General features: G+C 44.0%; 14 protein-coding genes and 1 tRNA gene. 6 read left to right on the plus strand and 9 right to left on the minus strand.

The window, feature by feature from the left end:
- Nucleotides 1–133 precede the first annotated feature (133 nt).
- Complete coding sequence (locus ACFS25_RS24715) at nt 134–2,137, minus strand: hypothetical protein (protein ID WP_381507081.1); 2,004 nt, start codon at nt 2,135–2,137, stop codon at nt 134–136.
- A 910-nt stretch (nt 2,138–3,047) separates the two neighbouring features.
- On the minus strand, nt 3,048–3,440 hold the full coding sequence (locus tag ACFS25_RS24720) for a PaaI family thioesterase (protein ID WP_381506386.1): 393 nt from the start codon (nt 3,438–3,440) through the stop codon (nt 3,048–3,050).
- 186 nt (nt 3,441–3,626) lie between these two features.
- Here ACFS25_RS24720 and ACFS25_RS24725 point away from each other — a divergent pair, with 186 nt between their 5' ends.
- The 4 genes from ACFS25_RS24725 to ACFS25_RS24740 all read left to right on the plus strand — a co-directional run bounded on the left by ACFS25_RS24725 (nt 3,627) and on the right by ACFS25_RS24740 (nt 6,225).
- Nucleotides 3,627–4,388 (plus strand): phosphosulfolactate synthase, encoded by a 762-nt coding sequence (locus tag ACFS25_RS24725; protein ID WP_381506388.1) that lies wholly within the window; start codon nt 3,627–3,629, stop codon nt 4,386–4,388.
- A gap of 56 nt (nt 4,389–4,444) precedes the next feature.
- Nucleotides 4,445–5,083, plus strand: a complete 639-nt coding sequence (locus tag ACFS25_RS24730; RefSeq protein ID WP_381506390.1) for a DedA family protein — start codon at nt 4,445–4,447, stop codon at nt 5,081–5,083.
- Nucleotides 5,084–5,154: 71 nt separating this feature from the next.
- On the plus strand, nt 5,155–5,898 hold the full coding sequence (locus tag ACFS25_RS24735; RefSeq protein WP_381506393.1) for a shikimate dehydrogenase family protein: 744 nt from the start codon (nt 5,155–5,157) through the stop codon (nt 5,896–5,898).
- A 42-nt stretch (nt 5,899–5,940) separates the two neighbouring features.
- The gene (locus ACFS25_RS24740) at nt 5,941–6,225 is read left to right on the plus strand and encodes a putative quinol monooxygenase (protein WP_381506395.1); all 285 of its coding nucleotides are present in this window, start codon (nt 5,941–5,943) and stop codon (nt 6,223–6,225) included.
- Nucleotides 6,226–6,269: 44 nt separating this feature from the next.
- Here ACFS25_RS24740 and ACFS25_RS24745 read toward each other — a convergent pair whose 3' ends face one another.
- The 5 genes from ACFS25_RS24745 to ACFS25_RS24765 all read right to left on the minus strand — a co-directional run bounded on the left by ACFS25_RS24745 (nt 6,270) and on the right by ACFS25_RS24765 (nt 10,554).
- The gene (locus ACFS25_RS24745) at nt 6,270–7,043 is read right to left on the minus strand and encodes a glycoside hydrolase family 25 protein (RefSeq protein WP_381506396.1); all 774 of its coding nucleotides are present in this window, start codon (nt 7,041–7,043) and stop codon (nt 6,270–6,272) included.
- Nucleotides 7,044–7,153: 110 nt separating this feature from the next.
- Complete coding sequence (locus tag ACFS25_RS24750) at nt 7,154–7,399, minus strand: hypothetical protein (protein WP_381506398.1); 246 nt, start codon at nt 7,397–7,399, stop codon at nt 7,154–7,156.
- A gap of 141 nt (nt 7,400–7,540) precedes the next feature.
- Nucleotides 7,541–8,176: a peroxiredoxin gene (locus ACFS25_RS24755; RefSeq protein WP_381506400.1), complete on the minus strand. Its 636-nt coding sequence runs from the start codon at nt 8,174–8,176 to the stop codon at nt 7,541–7,543.
- 139 nt (nt 8,177–8,315) lie between these two features.
- Nucleotides 8,316–8,972, minus strand: coding sequence for a response regulator transcription factor (locus tag ACFS25_RS24760; protein ID WP_381507084.1), 657 nt, complete (start codon nt 8,970–8,972; stop codon nt 8,316–8,318).
- Nucleotides 8,973–8,976: 4 nt separating this feature from the next.
- Nucleotides 8,977–10,554, minus strand: coding sequence for a sensor histidine kinase (locus tag ACFS25_RS24765; protein ID WP_381506402.1), 1,578 nt, complete (start codon nt 10,552–10,554; stop codon nt 8,977–8,979).
- 90 nt (nt 10,555–10,644) lie between these two features.
- Between ACFS25_RS24765 and ACFS25_RS24770 the strand changes: the two genes are divergently transcribed.
- Nucleotides 10,645–11,142, plus strand: coding sequence for a DUF3299 domain-containing protein (locus ACFS25_RS24770; RefSeq protein ID WP_381506404.1), 498 nt, complete (start codon nt 10,645–10,647; stop codon nt 11,140–11,142).
- 109 nt (nt 11,143–11,251) lie between these two features.
- On the opposite strand, the gene ACFS25_RS24775 is transcribed toward ACFS25_RS24770, so the two are convergent.
- Nucleotides 11,252–11,325, minus strand: a tRNA-Ala gene (locus tag ACFS25_RS24775).
- 193 nt (nt 11,326–11,518) lie between these two features.
- Between ACFS25_RS24775 and ACFS25_RS24780 the strand changes: the two genes are divergently transcribed.
- Nucleotides 11,519–11,773: a GIY-YIG nuclease family protein gene (locus ACFS25_RS24780; protein WP_381506406.1), complete on the plus strand. Its 255-nt coding sequence runs from the start codon at nt 11,519–11,521 to the stop codon at nt 11,771–11,773.
- A gap of 54 nt (nt 11,774–11,827) precedes the next feature.
- Here the strand turns inward: ACFS25_RS24780 and ACFS25_RS24785 are convergent, their stop codons facing one another.
- Entirely contained in the window at nt 11,828–12,451 is a 624-nt protein-coding gene (locus ACFS25_RS24785) for a C40 family peptidase (protein ID WP_381506409.1), read from the minus strand.
- Nucleotides 12,452–12,511: the final 60 nt, after the last annotated feature.

Here is a 12,511-nt window from a genome sequence, read left to right on the forward strand (position 1 = left end):
CAAGAAAAGTTTTCGCATTTGACTTATTGGATACGTAAACGGTGTTGAGGTTCCTTCACCCAAAGATGGCTGATACCCCAATAAAAAAACCGGAAGCGTCGGCTCCCGGTTTTTTTATTTTTATTCGACTTCGTTATTCAACACCGAACATTACGTCCGAACGACGACCGCTGTTACCAGCCCGACGCGTTGCTTTTTTCTTAGCCGGTGCTGGTGGAGCCAGTAACTTAGCTTTCTGATCATCCGTCAGTGGCTTCAAGTCAGTGATCGAGTAGCTGTTGTCGCTAATCGTCGTGTTGAAGCTACCCACTGTTTGCTCAGGCTGACCGTTGCATGGTAGTTTCGTAACGGTGAACACTGCGCGGAAGTACTGAACCTGTGGGCGTACACGGCGACCTTTGTAGCGAATCGCGTTACCACTTTCAATTTTAGCCTTCTCAGCTTGAAGTTGCTGAGCTAAACCACCTGGTAGTTGGCTAAGATTCAGAATAACAGTGTTTGTATCGAACTCAACCGTGCTAGTTGCCAGGCTACGGTTCAGACCGCGATAGCGTAAGCGAGTAACGGTGTCACCAACTGATGTGATCGTACCATTACAGTAACAGATGTTGGCCACTTCACGTGTGTATGGTGTGCGGTAGTAAACTTCCAAGCGTTCCAGTTTGTGGCGGTATTCGCACTCGGCAGCAACCGTAACCCGTGGGCGAATGCTCGCAAAACTTGTCGTAGCAACTTCGCTCATACAGGTTCCACATTTGGCTACTTGCTTGTTGTGAACAGTCACATAGTAGAACCCAGGATTTACTTGGCCATTGGCGAAGTAAGCTGTTGGGAAAGCCAGCGTGGTATCGGTCGTATTTTCTAATTGAGCGATTACCTGATCTGTCGCGCCAGCAACTACTGAATCCGCACGGTAGTACAAACGAGCCGTAAAGGTTTCGTTTCTTGGGTTTGGAGTCGTACTGCGCCAGCTAATAACAGGTGCCGTGGCTGCTGTGTTGACCGGTGCAGATTGCTGTGCATTCGTGCTATCAACAAAAGACAATGATGCTCCTTTCAAAGAAGATCCGTTAAACCGGACATTCAACTGAGGGATCTCGTTGCAAGTTGGGCAGCTAACAGGTGCTTTAGGAATAAGTTTCTTCTGAACAAACCCTTTCCGAACTGCCAGACCAACAGTGAAACCACCATGCTTACGCTTAAACTCATATAGTTGATCATCAACTCCATTAACAATCAGGTAGTTTATCTGAGTAATAAACCCTTGTCCCTGAACACCGATATTCCAATTGTTGCGCAATGGGAAGAAGATAGCAGCCGAGCCCAAAGCACCTAAGTGGTAGAGATTAGAACTAGGGTTAACTGACCGCAGAAGTCCACCACCTTGTACAAAAGAGGGTACAGCTGGTAAGCTTAACGTTGATGGGGTAAAGGCAGCGATCGTAGCCGCTTCTGTACGGAACAAACCTCCCCGAGCGCCTAATTCAATGAATGTGGTTGCATCAGGATTTCGACGGCTGCGAGCTAGCGTGAAAGTCAGAACCGGACCAACTGTCAGGAACATATCTTCCGAAGCCCTCTGACGAATTGTTACTTGATCACGGGTGAAACCCCGTGCAGTAGCCAAGCCATACAGATAATCACTGTAAATGCTGCGTGTCAGGTAATTTTGATATCCAAAAGACGCCCCTATACCAAAACGTAGCCGACGAGTGGCAGGTGTCAAGAAGTAATCAATGTTCGCCGTGATGTTAAAACCAGCACCATTATAAAGGGTTTTATCCCGCTTATTAGGACCAAAGGTATTTTCCCACGTACCGCAGTAAGCAAAGTTGGGGCCGGCAAATAAGCCAACCCGCCAAGGCGATAGACGCCGGACTAAAATGAATGTTTGAAAGGTCGTGTCACAATCGTCTAGTTCGGCAACATCACTAGCCTGTGCTTTGAAATCTGTTCGGCTTAGCGTATCGGTGTAAATACCTTTACCTAATCGATAGATGTTCTCGCGCATGTAGCTCCCGCTTGGGGCGGTTGTTGATGGGCTTACTGTAGCGGGTTGGACCCGGACTGTATCAGCCTGTTGAGCAAGGCTGACAGATGGTATTGCAAGACTTAGCAACACGAGTCCAGCCAGCATCCTCATAGGGTGTTGTTGGATAAATGTTCGCATATTTATTGAGTTAATTTGACGCAATGTTTGTAACTAAACTTCTATTATTCCAAATATGGCTATGAAAACTTAGGGAATGGCTAATCTACTAGACTAGTGGATTTACTCACCTGTTGGCTAGTTATCTACATAAATGGTTACTTGAAAAGTCCACTCTGCATTAAACAACTAACTTTCTAGAAAAATATTTCTCAGATTTCATACAGATTAATGCTTGAATACCTAAGAAAGCGCCTTATCCTTAAACTATGGTCAAGTAAATCTGACCAACCACATAGGTCTTTCACTGAATTCTATCAACGAATGACCCCACAATCCACTATTTTTTTGCAATGTTAAGACTGAATTGCAAAACTTAATTCATCCTTCCACTTTTTTTTTAACATCTGCTACGAAATAATACCAATTCCGTAAGGTCATAAGTAGTTTCACTAAGCAATCCAGCTGTCACAAAATTAAGTGAATTCATTTATTTCTAGTACTACTAATCTGGCGGGATTGTGTTCAAAACTGCTTAATTTTTTATTAATGGTCAATAATAGTAAGAATAAGGTGATAAAAAAATAATTCCCTCTTTCGACACTAAACAAAGACAAATTCCACGGCATTTTCTTATTTCTTCCTCAATTTCTTCTATTATCACTAACCATTGGCTTTAGTTTTAACGAATCAATTCAAGATTTTTGGCATACAGTGCAGACGGCTTATGTTAGGTTATGTACACCTTATTCATGGCTACAGTGATTTTGGGCCACGTTTTAATCATGCGGTTTAGCACTGACGATGCACAGTGGCCTTGGACGCGGGATAACTAAGATTGTAACCAATTTAATCTCTTGATTTTTTTTCTTATTGTTATTGAGCCTTTACTATATTTTTACAACTCTACTTTAACAGATGTCTGAATTAGATTTGTGGCACATTTGGCAATGATTTTACCATTGTTAGAAACGATGCGTCCTTCGCAGTGAATAATATTTTTACCTTCTCGAATAACTTCAGCGGTTGCGGTTACGATATCATCCTTGCGAGCTGCGTGTAAAAAATCAATCGTCAGATTAATAGACGTGTATGCATACTCACGACCCAGAGAAAAAACCATGACACCAATCAAATCATCTAAAATAGCAGCCCCTGCACCGCCATGCAGCACTCCTGCCGGATTAGTCATTTCCTCACGAATAGTAAAATCAGCCACTAATCGGCCATAGTCAACTGCTCGAATGGTACCGTTGAGCCATCGTCCCAATGGTGATATACTATTGCTCATGTTGTGGCCAATTTGAGCACGCAAAAAGTCTAGACGAAGATTTATAGTATTGTCCATAGCTAACAAAAATAGTATTTAACTAAGCTAAAACCCTACAAGACGCTATTATTTATGCACTTTCTTGGGAGTTTTTCAAGACTTGTACTACTTTTGGGCGTTTTTAATACGCCTACGTAATTACTCCTCATGAATTATACGCTTACGCAGATACCCGATCGTATCGATAAACCTCGCCAAAGCGGGTTAACAATGGTCATGGACAAAGGGCTAAGCCTCCGTGAAGTAGAGGATTTTTTATCTGTCTCTGCTGAACATACAGACATTGTTAAACTAGGTTGGGCAACATCGTTTGTCACCCCAAGACTAAAAGAAAAATTAGCTATCTACCGCGACGCTGGTATTCCTGTTTATTTCGGTGGCACTTTATTTGAAGCTTTCGTGGTGCGAAAGCAGTTCGATGAATACCGTAAGCTGTTGGACAGATACGAAATGAAATACGCAGAGGTGTCGGATGGTTCGATTGACATGAACCAAGACGACAAATGCGAATACATTCGTACATTGGCTACTCAGGTAATTGTGCTTTCGGAAGTAGGATCTAAAGATGAGGCTAAAATTATTCCGCCTTACAAGTGGATTCAATTAATGAAGTCAGAATTACAGGCGGGTGCTTGGAAAGTTATTGGTGAAGCTCGCGAAGGTGGTACGGTGGGTCTGTTTAGGTCGAGTGGTGAAGTTCGACAGGGATTAGTTGAGGAAATTTTAACGCAGGTTCCATCCGAGAGTATTTTATGGGAAGCACCCCAAAAAGAACAGCAGGTGTGGTTTGTTAAACTCCTGGGTGCTAACGTTAATCTTGGCAATATTGCGCCCCACGAAGTTATTCCCCTGGAAACCATTCGGTTAGGGTTACGAGGTGACACATTTTTGGACTTTTTAGATAAATAGTGTCCGATAGTGGGTGTAATCATCCCTGCTGTCACTTCTCACTATAACCCTATTTTATGGATCTTATAAAATCGTTGATTGATTTTTTGCTTCATCTTGATCGATACCTCGATCTTTGGGCAAATGAATATGGTGTGCTGTTATATGCTATCCTCTTTCTGATTATATTCACAGAAACGGGCCTGATTGTTATGCCGCTATTGCCCGGTGATTCGCTACTGTTTGCTGCCGGGGCCTTAGCCGCCCGTCCCACCAACGAGTTGAGTGTGTGGGTTATTATTCCGTTGCTCATTGTAGCCGCGCTCCTGGGTGATAACGTTAACTACTTTGTTGGGAAGTTCTTGGGGAAGCAGATCAAGTCTCGGGAGCGGATTCTTTTTTTTAAACGTGAATATATTGCCGAGACGGAGAAGTTCTATCTGAAATATGGCGGACGGACGGTTATTATTGCCCGATTTATTCCTATTGTGCGTACGATTGCGCCATTTGTGGCCGGAGCCGGCAGTATGAGCTACGGTACCTATATTAAATTCTGCATCCTCGGAGCCATATTGTGGGTTTCAAGTATTTCACTACTGGGATACTTTTTTGGCAACTTCCCTATCGTTCAGAAAAATTTCGAGTTAGTTGTGTTCGGTATCGTCGGCTTGTCAATTTTGCCGATTATCATTGAATTTTTCAAGAAGCGGTCTTAGTAAGAGTTTACTTGCGCGACAACCTATGCCATTGCTCTCAGCGGTGGCATAGTGTTTTTTAACCCAAAAATATGATCCGTTACGGCCTTATCGGTTTCCCACTCACACATTCGTTCTCGCAACGATATTTTACTGAGAAATTCGCTCGTGAAGGTATTGCCAATTGCCGGTATGATCTGTTCGAGATGCCCGATATTACGGCTCTACCAGATCTGCTAACGATGGCTGGTTTACGTGGTTTAAATGTTACGATACCACATAAACAAGCCGTCTTGCCCTACCTGGATCGGCTGGATGCATCAGCTGAAAAAGTTGGTGCAGTAAACGTGATTAAGCTGGAAGCCAACGGCTCAAGAACGGGCTACAACTCCGACTATTTTGGCTTCCGGCAATCACTGATTGATTGGTTAACATCGCTCAATCGTACAGCCGTTGGTCTGCAAGCTTTGGTGCTTGGTACAGGCGGAGCGTCGAAAGCCGTTACAGCCGCCCTGGTAGACCTAGGCATTCAGCATAGATATGTATCACGTACGAAAACCACAAATACACTCACCTATGATGAACTACCAGCTATAATAAACGATTGGCCGTTGATAATTAACGGGTCGCCTGTAGGTACATACCCACGTATTGATGAAGCTCCTGCTCTCCCATATGACCTGCTGACTGAACACCATCTGCTTTATGATTTAGTCTATAACCCCGCCGAAACAAAGTTTATGACGCTCGGTCAGGCGTATGGAGCGGCAACACACAATGGTCTGCGAATGCTGGAATTACAGGCCGAAAAAGCTTGGGAAATCTGGCAAGAGTAAATTTCCGATGATAGTACTTTATATACATAAGACCACAAATCGATGCCTCTTTTAGTATTCGCTACCCTTATCGCTCGACCAGGCGCCGAAACAGACCTTAAAAACGGCCTGCTTAACTTGATTCCAGACGTTAGGGCTGAAGCCGCCTGTCAACGTTACGAGTTATACGAAAGTATTGAACATCCCGAACGATTTATCATGCACGAACTCTGGGATGATGAAGCAGGATTGTTGGCCCATAGCCAGATGCCCCACATGAAAACATTTGGAGAAAAGGCAAAAGAGTGGCTGGCTGGCCCTGCTAACTTAACGAGAGTAGCTCTGTAAATTTAATTCCCTCTATCAATACGCTAAGTCTTCATTAACAAAGATTACAGACAGATATCCTGCATTCTGTCCTCATCCATTACGAATACGTTAAAATCCACCTGTCCCCGAATACCCTGTACCCAACCGCTCTGGTTGTGTTGCCAGAGATATAATTTATCGGCGTTATAACTGCGCAGATGTTTAGCTGAATAGTCCGCTATCCAGAGTGGGTATTCATCCAGATTACCCTTAATGTATCGTCGGTAAAGGTTTCCGTTGGTGTATATTATTGGCCGGATGTTGTAATGGGCTTCGATTGTTTCGAGCCAGAGCCGTAACCCATTAACAATAGTCTCATCGGATTGACCGTTTACAACTTCAAAATCAACGACTGGTGCAAAATCGCCTGTACTGAGATCTACATTCCTGATAAAATTATCTGCTTGTTTAAGAGGATCACGGGTGGGGTGATAGAAATGATAGGCACCCCGACGCATGGCTGACTTTTTAGCCTCACGCCAGTTTTTTTCAAAGTGTTTGTCGGCCAGCGTAGCACCTTCAGTCGCCTTAATAAACACAAACTGGAGCCGAACCCCGTCAGCCTCCATTTGCCGGACACGCGCCCAGTCTATACGGTCATTATGACGGGATACATCTATACCGTGAATGCCATAACGCATAGGCAGTCGAATGCCGAATGCCCGAACAAACTGCCAATCCAACGCATCGGGGCGACGCGACCGGACAACCCAAACCGTCACCAACACAATCATCAGTGCCGCAATCCACAGGCCATAGCGCCGAACGATGAGATTGAAAAGAACGCGGGTTTTCATCTAAATAAGTAATTGCAACCCAAAAGTAGGGCTTTCAATATGAACATAACGAACATAAAAAAGTCCCCTACATTTTGCAGGGGACTTTCTATGTGTCCGTCTAAAGCGGCTTAATCATGGCCTTCTAGTTTGACCAGCTTATTATATACACCAAGTAGCAAGAAGGGAGCCGCCCATTGACCAACAAACAAACTCCGGTCACGATCACCCTGCGACTGCAAGTACAATGACACTGCCATAGAACCCAAGGCAGCCCACAAGAAAATATCAGATGGCAGTTTCGCGGTTTGTTCTTCAATAGCCGTAGCAACCGGCCCCTCAGTATGCTCAGGATTGTCGTTTTTGTGCTTTGCCATAACGCTAAGTTGTTTTGGATTTTATCAAAGCAGTTAACTCGGTGAACAGCCGTAAGGTTTAGGCGTATGAAGCTGTTACAAGCATACGGTCTAACTTTATATACTAAACCGCTAAATTTTAATACTTTGTTGAAGTGCCTATTACTTATTCGGCTGGGGCGTTGTGCGTAGGTAAGGCTTAACAAACGTTACACCTTTCGGGAATTTAGCTTCCAATTGATCGTTCGTCACGGCGGGCGTCACAATTACGTCATCTCCTTGCTGCCAATCGGCGGGTGTCGCAACTTGGTAATCAGCCGTTAATTGAAGTGAATCAATTACGCGAAGTAGTTCATTAAAATTGCGTCCTGTTGATGCCGGATAGGTCAGCGTCAGCTTCACTTTTTTATCGGGTCCAATCACAAATACCGAGCGCACCGTTGCTTTTTCGCTGGCATTTGGGTGAATCATATCATACAAAGTAGCTACCGTACGATCAGCGTCGGCAATGAGTGGAAAGTTTACCTCCGTACCCGTCACATCCTTAATATCGGGCGTCCAGCGATTATGCGAATCTAAGTCATCAACCGATACGGCAATAACTTTCACATTACGTTTGCTAAATTCATCTTTAAGCAAGGCTGTTCTACCTAATTCAGTTGTACAGACGGGTGTAAAATCGGCAGGATGCGAGAACAGCATACCCCAGGAAGTACCTAACCATTCATGAAAGTGGATGTGGCCCTGGGTTGTGTCGGCCTCAAAATCAGGGGCGATATCTCCTAAGCGAAGTGACATAATTAAGTGGTATTTTAGTTGACAAAATCTAGCGTACTACTATAGTAAGCAGAGAATGGAAAACCGGCCTATTGCCGGTTTGGTAAGAAAACCTAAAAAGAAAATTTAAGTTCGCATTTTCCAGATGTACTTATTGGCTTTAGATTAGCTTGTCTTCTACAGCCATTCTAACTAGCTCAGCAGCATTACGTACCTGCAGCCGACGCATCATGTTGGCTCGGTGATTATCAACCGTTCGGACGCTGAGTTGGAGCTTTTCAGCAATTTCGCGACTGCTCATGCCATCAACGAGAAACTGCAAAATCTCTTTTTCTTTATTAGAAAGTTTCGACTGCCGTTCGGTCCGGCCATGGCGATCTCCCTTTTTTAATTGCTGCATGTAGCCACTCAAAATAATTGAGGCTACGGGCGAACTATAATATTTTTCACCAGTGGCAATCGTGCGAATGGCTTTTATCATCTCATCAGACGATGAGTCTTTGAGAATATATCCATAGGCTCCAGCTTCTACCGATCGTAGGATGTAATCTTCATTATTATGCATCGAAAGCATCAACACGCGCACATTTTTATACAAGCGAGTGATAACCTGCGTAGTTTGGATACCAGACATGCCTGGCAGCGAAATATCCATCAGTATCAAATCAGGAAGAAGACTTGGGTCGGGCTGAAGCACTTTCAATTTATCGAGGGCTTCTTCACCATCATTGGCTTCGTCAATAATTTCCAAGCCATCAGCCTGTTCGAGCAGAAGTCGAATACCGTCGCGAACGATGGAATGGTCGTCCACCAACATTAATCTAGTAGGTGTCATGGGGCGCAAAATGCGTTTTATAGGGAATACTAACCTGTATTTTAGTGCCTTTGCCGGGTGCTGACTGGAGCTTAAATTTGCCGTTAAGCAGTTTTGTTCGTTCCTGTATATTTTGTAAACCCTGCGAAGGTGCCCGTAGTTCTGAGGGATATGTTCTATCCCCATTTATTTCCTGCTTTTGTTTCAGCAAGCCAGTCTCCTGGTTCTTTTTAGGTACGCGAAATCCCCGTCCATCATCGATAATTAGCAGTTGCAAATTAGTACCCAGTTCGTTCAATTCAATATGAATATGCGAGGGTTTTGCATGCCTGATAGCATTACTCACCGCTTCCTGAGTCACGCGATACAGCATGATCTCAATATTTTTGTCTAATCGAGGCCTGTCGGGAGTAAAATTAGTTTCAAATGTAACATCAAAGGATTCACTTCGATCTTGCTCAGCTATCATTTTTATTGCAGGTACTACACCAAAATCACTTAACACACTAGGCATTAAATTATTCGAAATTGTTCGCGTTTCCTGAATTGTCTGTGTCACTAAACTCTTTAACGTCTTCAAATTTTTGGCATGGGGCGTCACCCCAACCTGTTCTGAGGCAGCAGCTCTGGCTAAACTAGCTTCAAGCCCTTCAATTTGAAGTTTAATAGCCGTAAGCATCTGCCCCAAGCCGTCATGTAAGTCGCGTGATAGTCGTTTACGCTCTTCCTCTTGTCCGGCTATTAGATACGACGTTCGTAATTTGTGCTCATCAATCTCTTGTTGATATTGTAATTTTGTTGCTTCAAACAGTTTCTGGCGGGTTTCTTTCAACGACCGGTTTACACTCAGAAGTTTCTTATTGGCGGCAGTTGTCTGACTTTCAGCTTCGATCAATTGGGCAAAGGTTTGCTTAAGTTTTCGGGCGGCAGGTCTAAAAATCAGTAAACCAATTCCTGCTAAAGCCAGTACGGTAAAGACATATAGATAAAACTCGATGGATCGCAGTGAAGTCAGTTTGGCTCTTACCTCGCCATTATATTCCCGAACAATACCATCCATTTTTTCCAAAAATGGCTTCTCATTGGCTAGCATTAGTCTTACACTAGCCTGTACATCGGGTTGTCTGACTTCGTCGAAACGTTGCAGACGCATTAGCCGATGAGCACTTTGTCTAAAGGCATCAAACTCAGGTCGAATCCCTTCGTACAATCGTTGTACTGTATCGGAGTTTGTAATGACCACCTTTGGATTATCAGCCTGACCCTGACGACCCTGTGTATGATAGCGCTCAAAAACAGGAAATACCTGCCGCAAAGCAGTTATGTTTTCCGAAAAGCTATCCTGCTCACTAGCATCAGTTACTTGTAGAACTTGCTTCACAATCTGTTGACTCTGGTGCCGTTGTAATGCCGCATATCGAATTACATACAACTCATCCTGAACGGCCCGCAGCCGCCATTGCGTAAGGCCCTGTCCTACCGTCAGCAAAACGGAGAGGATAATTAGCAGTGTCATATAAAGCCGGGTAAACCGAACGGGAATTACCAAGCCATCTTTTGTGTTGTCGGTGAGTAAGTCGGACACGAATAATGTGGTCGATGCTAAAGTGAGTTAGTAAAAGTAATCTTTTTTGTATTTTTACCGTTATTTTCTATCGTTAAGTCTTGCAGCATTATGACTCGTCTACTAATTGCCCTATTATTGGTATCGCTCGCAGCCCCGGCATTTCGTCCGGCCCTGCCACCTACAAACCGAGCTAAACCAGGCGTATCGACGTCGGTAGTTGCCGAACCCGTAAAACTCTCTTGGGAAGTTCTGCGTGATGTTACGTTCAAGAAAAAATGGTATGCCGAAGAGTCTGTGTATATGCTTTATCCAACTTTCGGACAGGGCATTCAGAAACTAAGTGGCAAAACGGTTGACTTGACGGGTTATGTATTACCTGTTGATTTAGAATCAAATATCTACGTGTTGTCGGCTTTTCCGTATAGTGCCTGTTTCTTCTGCGGGGGAGCCGGACCCGAATCGGTTGTGTCGCTGAAATTCAAAAAGTCGGATAAAAAGTTTAAAACCGACGAACGACGAACTTTTCGGGGAACGCTTAAACTGAATGCTGATAATATTTATGAACTGAACTACATTTTGGCCGATGCTGAAATGCTTGATCAATAAAAACGTATTTATGTTTACGCAAAACCCTCGGTATTCTGCTAAATATTGAGGTTTTTTTTGAGTAGCCACAAAAGTAAAAACCACTCTTTTTGAGTGGTTTTTACTTTTGTGGAGAATATCGGAGTCGAACCGATGACCTCTTCCATGCCATGGAAGCGCTCTAGCCAGCTGAGCTAATCCCCCAAATCAGTTCACGATTTAATGTTTCATAAACGAAACATTAAATCGTTTTACGGGTGCAAAGATGAGCAAAAAATCATCTTGTCCCAAACCGAAACCCTATTTTTTTGACAACTCATATGAACGGGTCCACTCCCTCAGACAATATTTGTTTTGTATTACCAATTGTGTAGTTTTGGTAATACTTCCAATACCTATGCATACGGTATATATCATCTATAGCCCCACCACTGACCAGTATTTTATTGGTCAGAGTAAAGACCTAAAAATAACGTTGTGGCAGCATAATGCCAAAACAAACCCAACCACTGCCAACGGTAAACCTTGGGAAGTAAAATTCACCCGGTCATTCGACACCCGGAATGAGGCCCTAAGCCTGGAAATGAAATTAAAAAAGAAGGATCGTACACATTGGGAAGAGCTTATCAATAACACCCAAGCAACGGTCTAACCGCTTTTACATAAAACCGCCCTCAAAGCGGTTTTTCATTTTACCAAGAACTATTTAAAATGGACGCAGGGCTTTCACAAATCGCCCCTTGAAATAGTCCCCGTATAGATTGTCTTCCCGAACCCCACGCGATGAAGATGCGTGAATGAAACGGATATTCATCGCGCCGTTTACCTCCGTCACGATACCTGTGTGAGAAACATACCCCGCTTGGCCCTTATCAGGAACAAAAAAAATCAAATCGCCCGGTAAAATTTCGGCGACCTCTACCTCATGTCCAACTTCTGATTGTTGCCATGATATCCGAGGCATTTTCAGCCCTACCGTATTAAAAACGGCACATACTAACCCCGAGCAGTCAATACCATCAGACGTGTTGCCACCAGACCGATAAGGGGTTCCGGTATAAGTGCGGGCAATCTTTACGACTTCGGGTACATAACGATCTTCATAAGTACGGCTATCAACCACTTTGCCAGCTGGCTTTGCCGGTGCAGCGGGCGGGCGAGCAGGCGTTTTACCCGTTGGTGTTCGATGGGCAACTGGCCGAGCTGATGATGAGCGACGGCTAACGGATGGACCAGAAGAACGGAGCGCATTACAGGCCGTAAGCAGCGAGAGTAAGCAAACACTCAGCAGTACGGAATGCGTGATACTCCAAGACCAGCGTAATTGCATACAGGATTGATTAGGTTTGGTATAGACTAAATTTAAAGACTATAGCAAGGGTTATGCAAC

This window comes from Spirosoma flavum (genome assembly GCF_042686045.1).
GTDB classification, from domain to species: Bacteria; Bacteroidota; Bacteroidia; order Cytophagales; family Spirosomataceae; genus Spirosoma; species Spirosoma flavum.

What these genes read in the sequence shown, in the direction of transcription:
- ACFS25_RS24725 (WP_381506388.1), top strand. Translation starts at nt 3,627, where the DNA reads ATGAATTATACGCTTACGCAGATACCCGATCGTATCGATAAACCTCGC.
- ACFS25_RS24755 (WP_381506400.1), bottom strand. Translation starts at nt 8,176, where the DNA reads ATGTCACTTCGCTTAGGAGATATCGCCCCTGATTTTGAGGCCGACACA.
- ACFS25_RS24785 (WP_381506409.1), bottom strand. Translation starts at nt 12,451, where the DNA reads ATGCAATTACGCTGGTCTTGGAGTATCACGCATTCCGTACTGCTGAGT.
- ACFS25_RS24715 (WP_381507081.1), bottom strand. Translation starts at nt 2,137, where the DNA reads ATGCTGGCTGGACTCGTGTTGCTAAGTCTTGCAATACCATCTGTCAGC.
- ACFS25_RS24720 (WP_381506386.1), bottom strand. Translation starts at nt 3,440, where the DNA reads ATGAGCAATAGTATATCACCATTGGGACGATGGCTCAACGGTACCATT.
- ACFS25_RS24745 (WP_381506396.1), bottom strand. Translation starts at nt 7,043, where the DNA reads ATGAAAACCCGCGTTCTTTTCAATCTCATCGTTCGGCGCTATGGCCTG.
- ACFS25_RS24750 (WP_381506398.1), bottom strand. Translation starts at nt 7,399, where the DNA reads ATGGCAAAGCACAAAAACGACAATCCTGAGCATACTGAGGGGCCGGTT.
- ACFS25_RS24760 (WP_381507084.1), bottom strand. Translation starts at nt 8,972, where the DNA reads ATGTTGGTGGACGACCATTCCATCGTTCGCGACGGTATTCGACTTCTG.
- ACFS25_RS24735 (WP_381506393.1), top strand. Translation starts at nt 5,155, where the DNA reads ATGATCCGTTACGGCCTTATCGGTTTCCCACTCACACATTCGTTCTCG.
- ACFS25_RS24730 (WP_381506390.1), top strand. Translation starts at nt 4,445, where the DNA reads ATGGATCTTATAAAATCGTTGATTGATTTTTTGCTTCATCTTGATCGA.
- ACFS25_RS24770 (WP_381506404.1), top strand. Translation starts at nt 10,645, where the DNA reads ATGACTCGTCTACTAATTGCCCTATTATTGGTATCGCTCGCAGCCCCG.
- ACFS25_RS24740 (WP_381506395.1), top strand. Translation starts at nt 5,941, where the DNA reads ATGCCTCTTTTAGTATTCGCTACCCTTATCGCTCGACCAGGCGCCGAA.
- ACFS25_RS24780 (WP_381506406.1), top strand. Translation starts at nt 11,519, where the DNA reads ATGCATACGGTATATATCATCTATAGCCCCACCACTGACCAGTATTTT.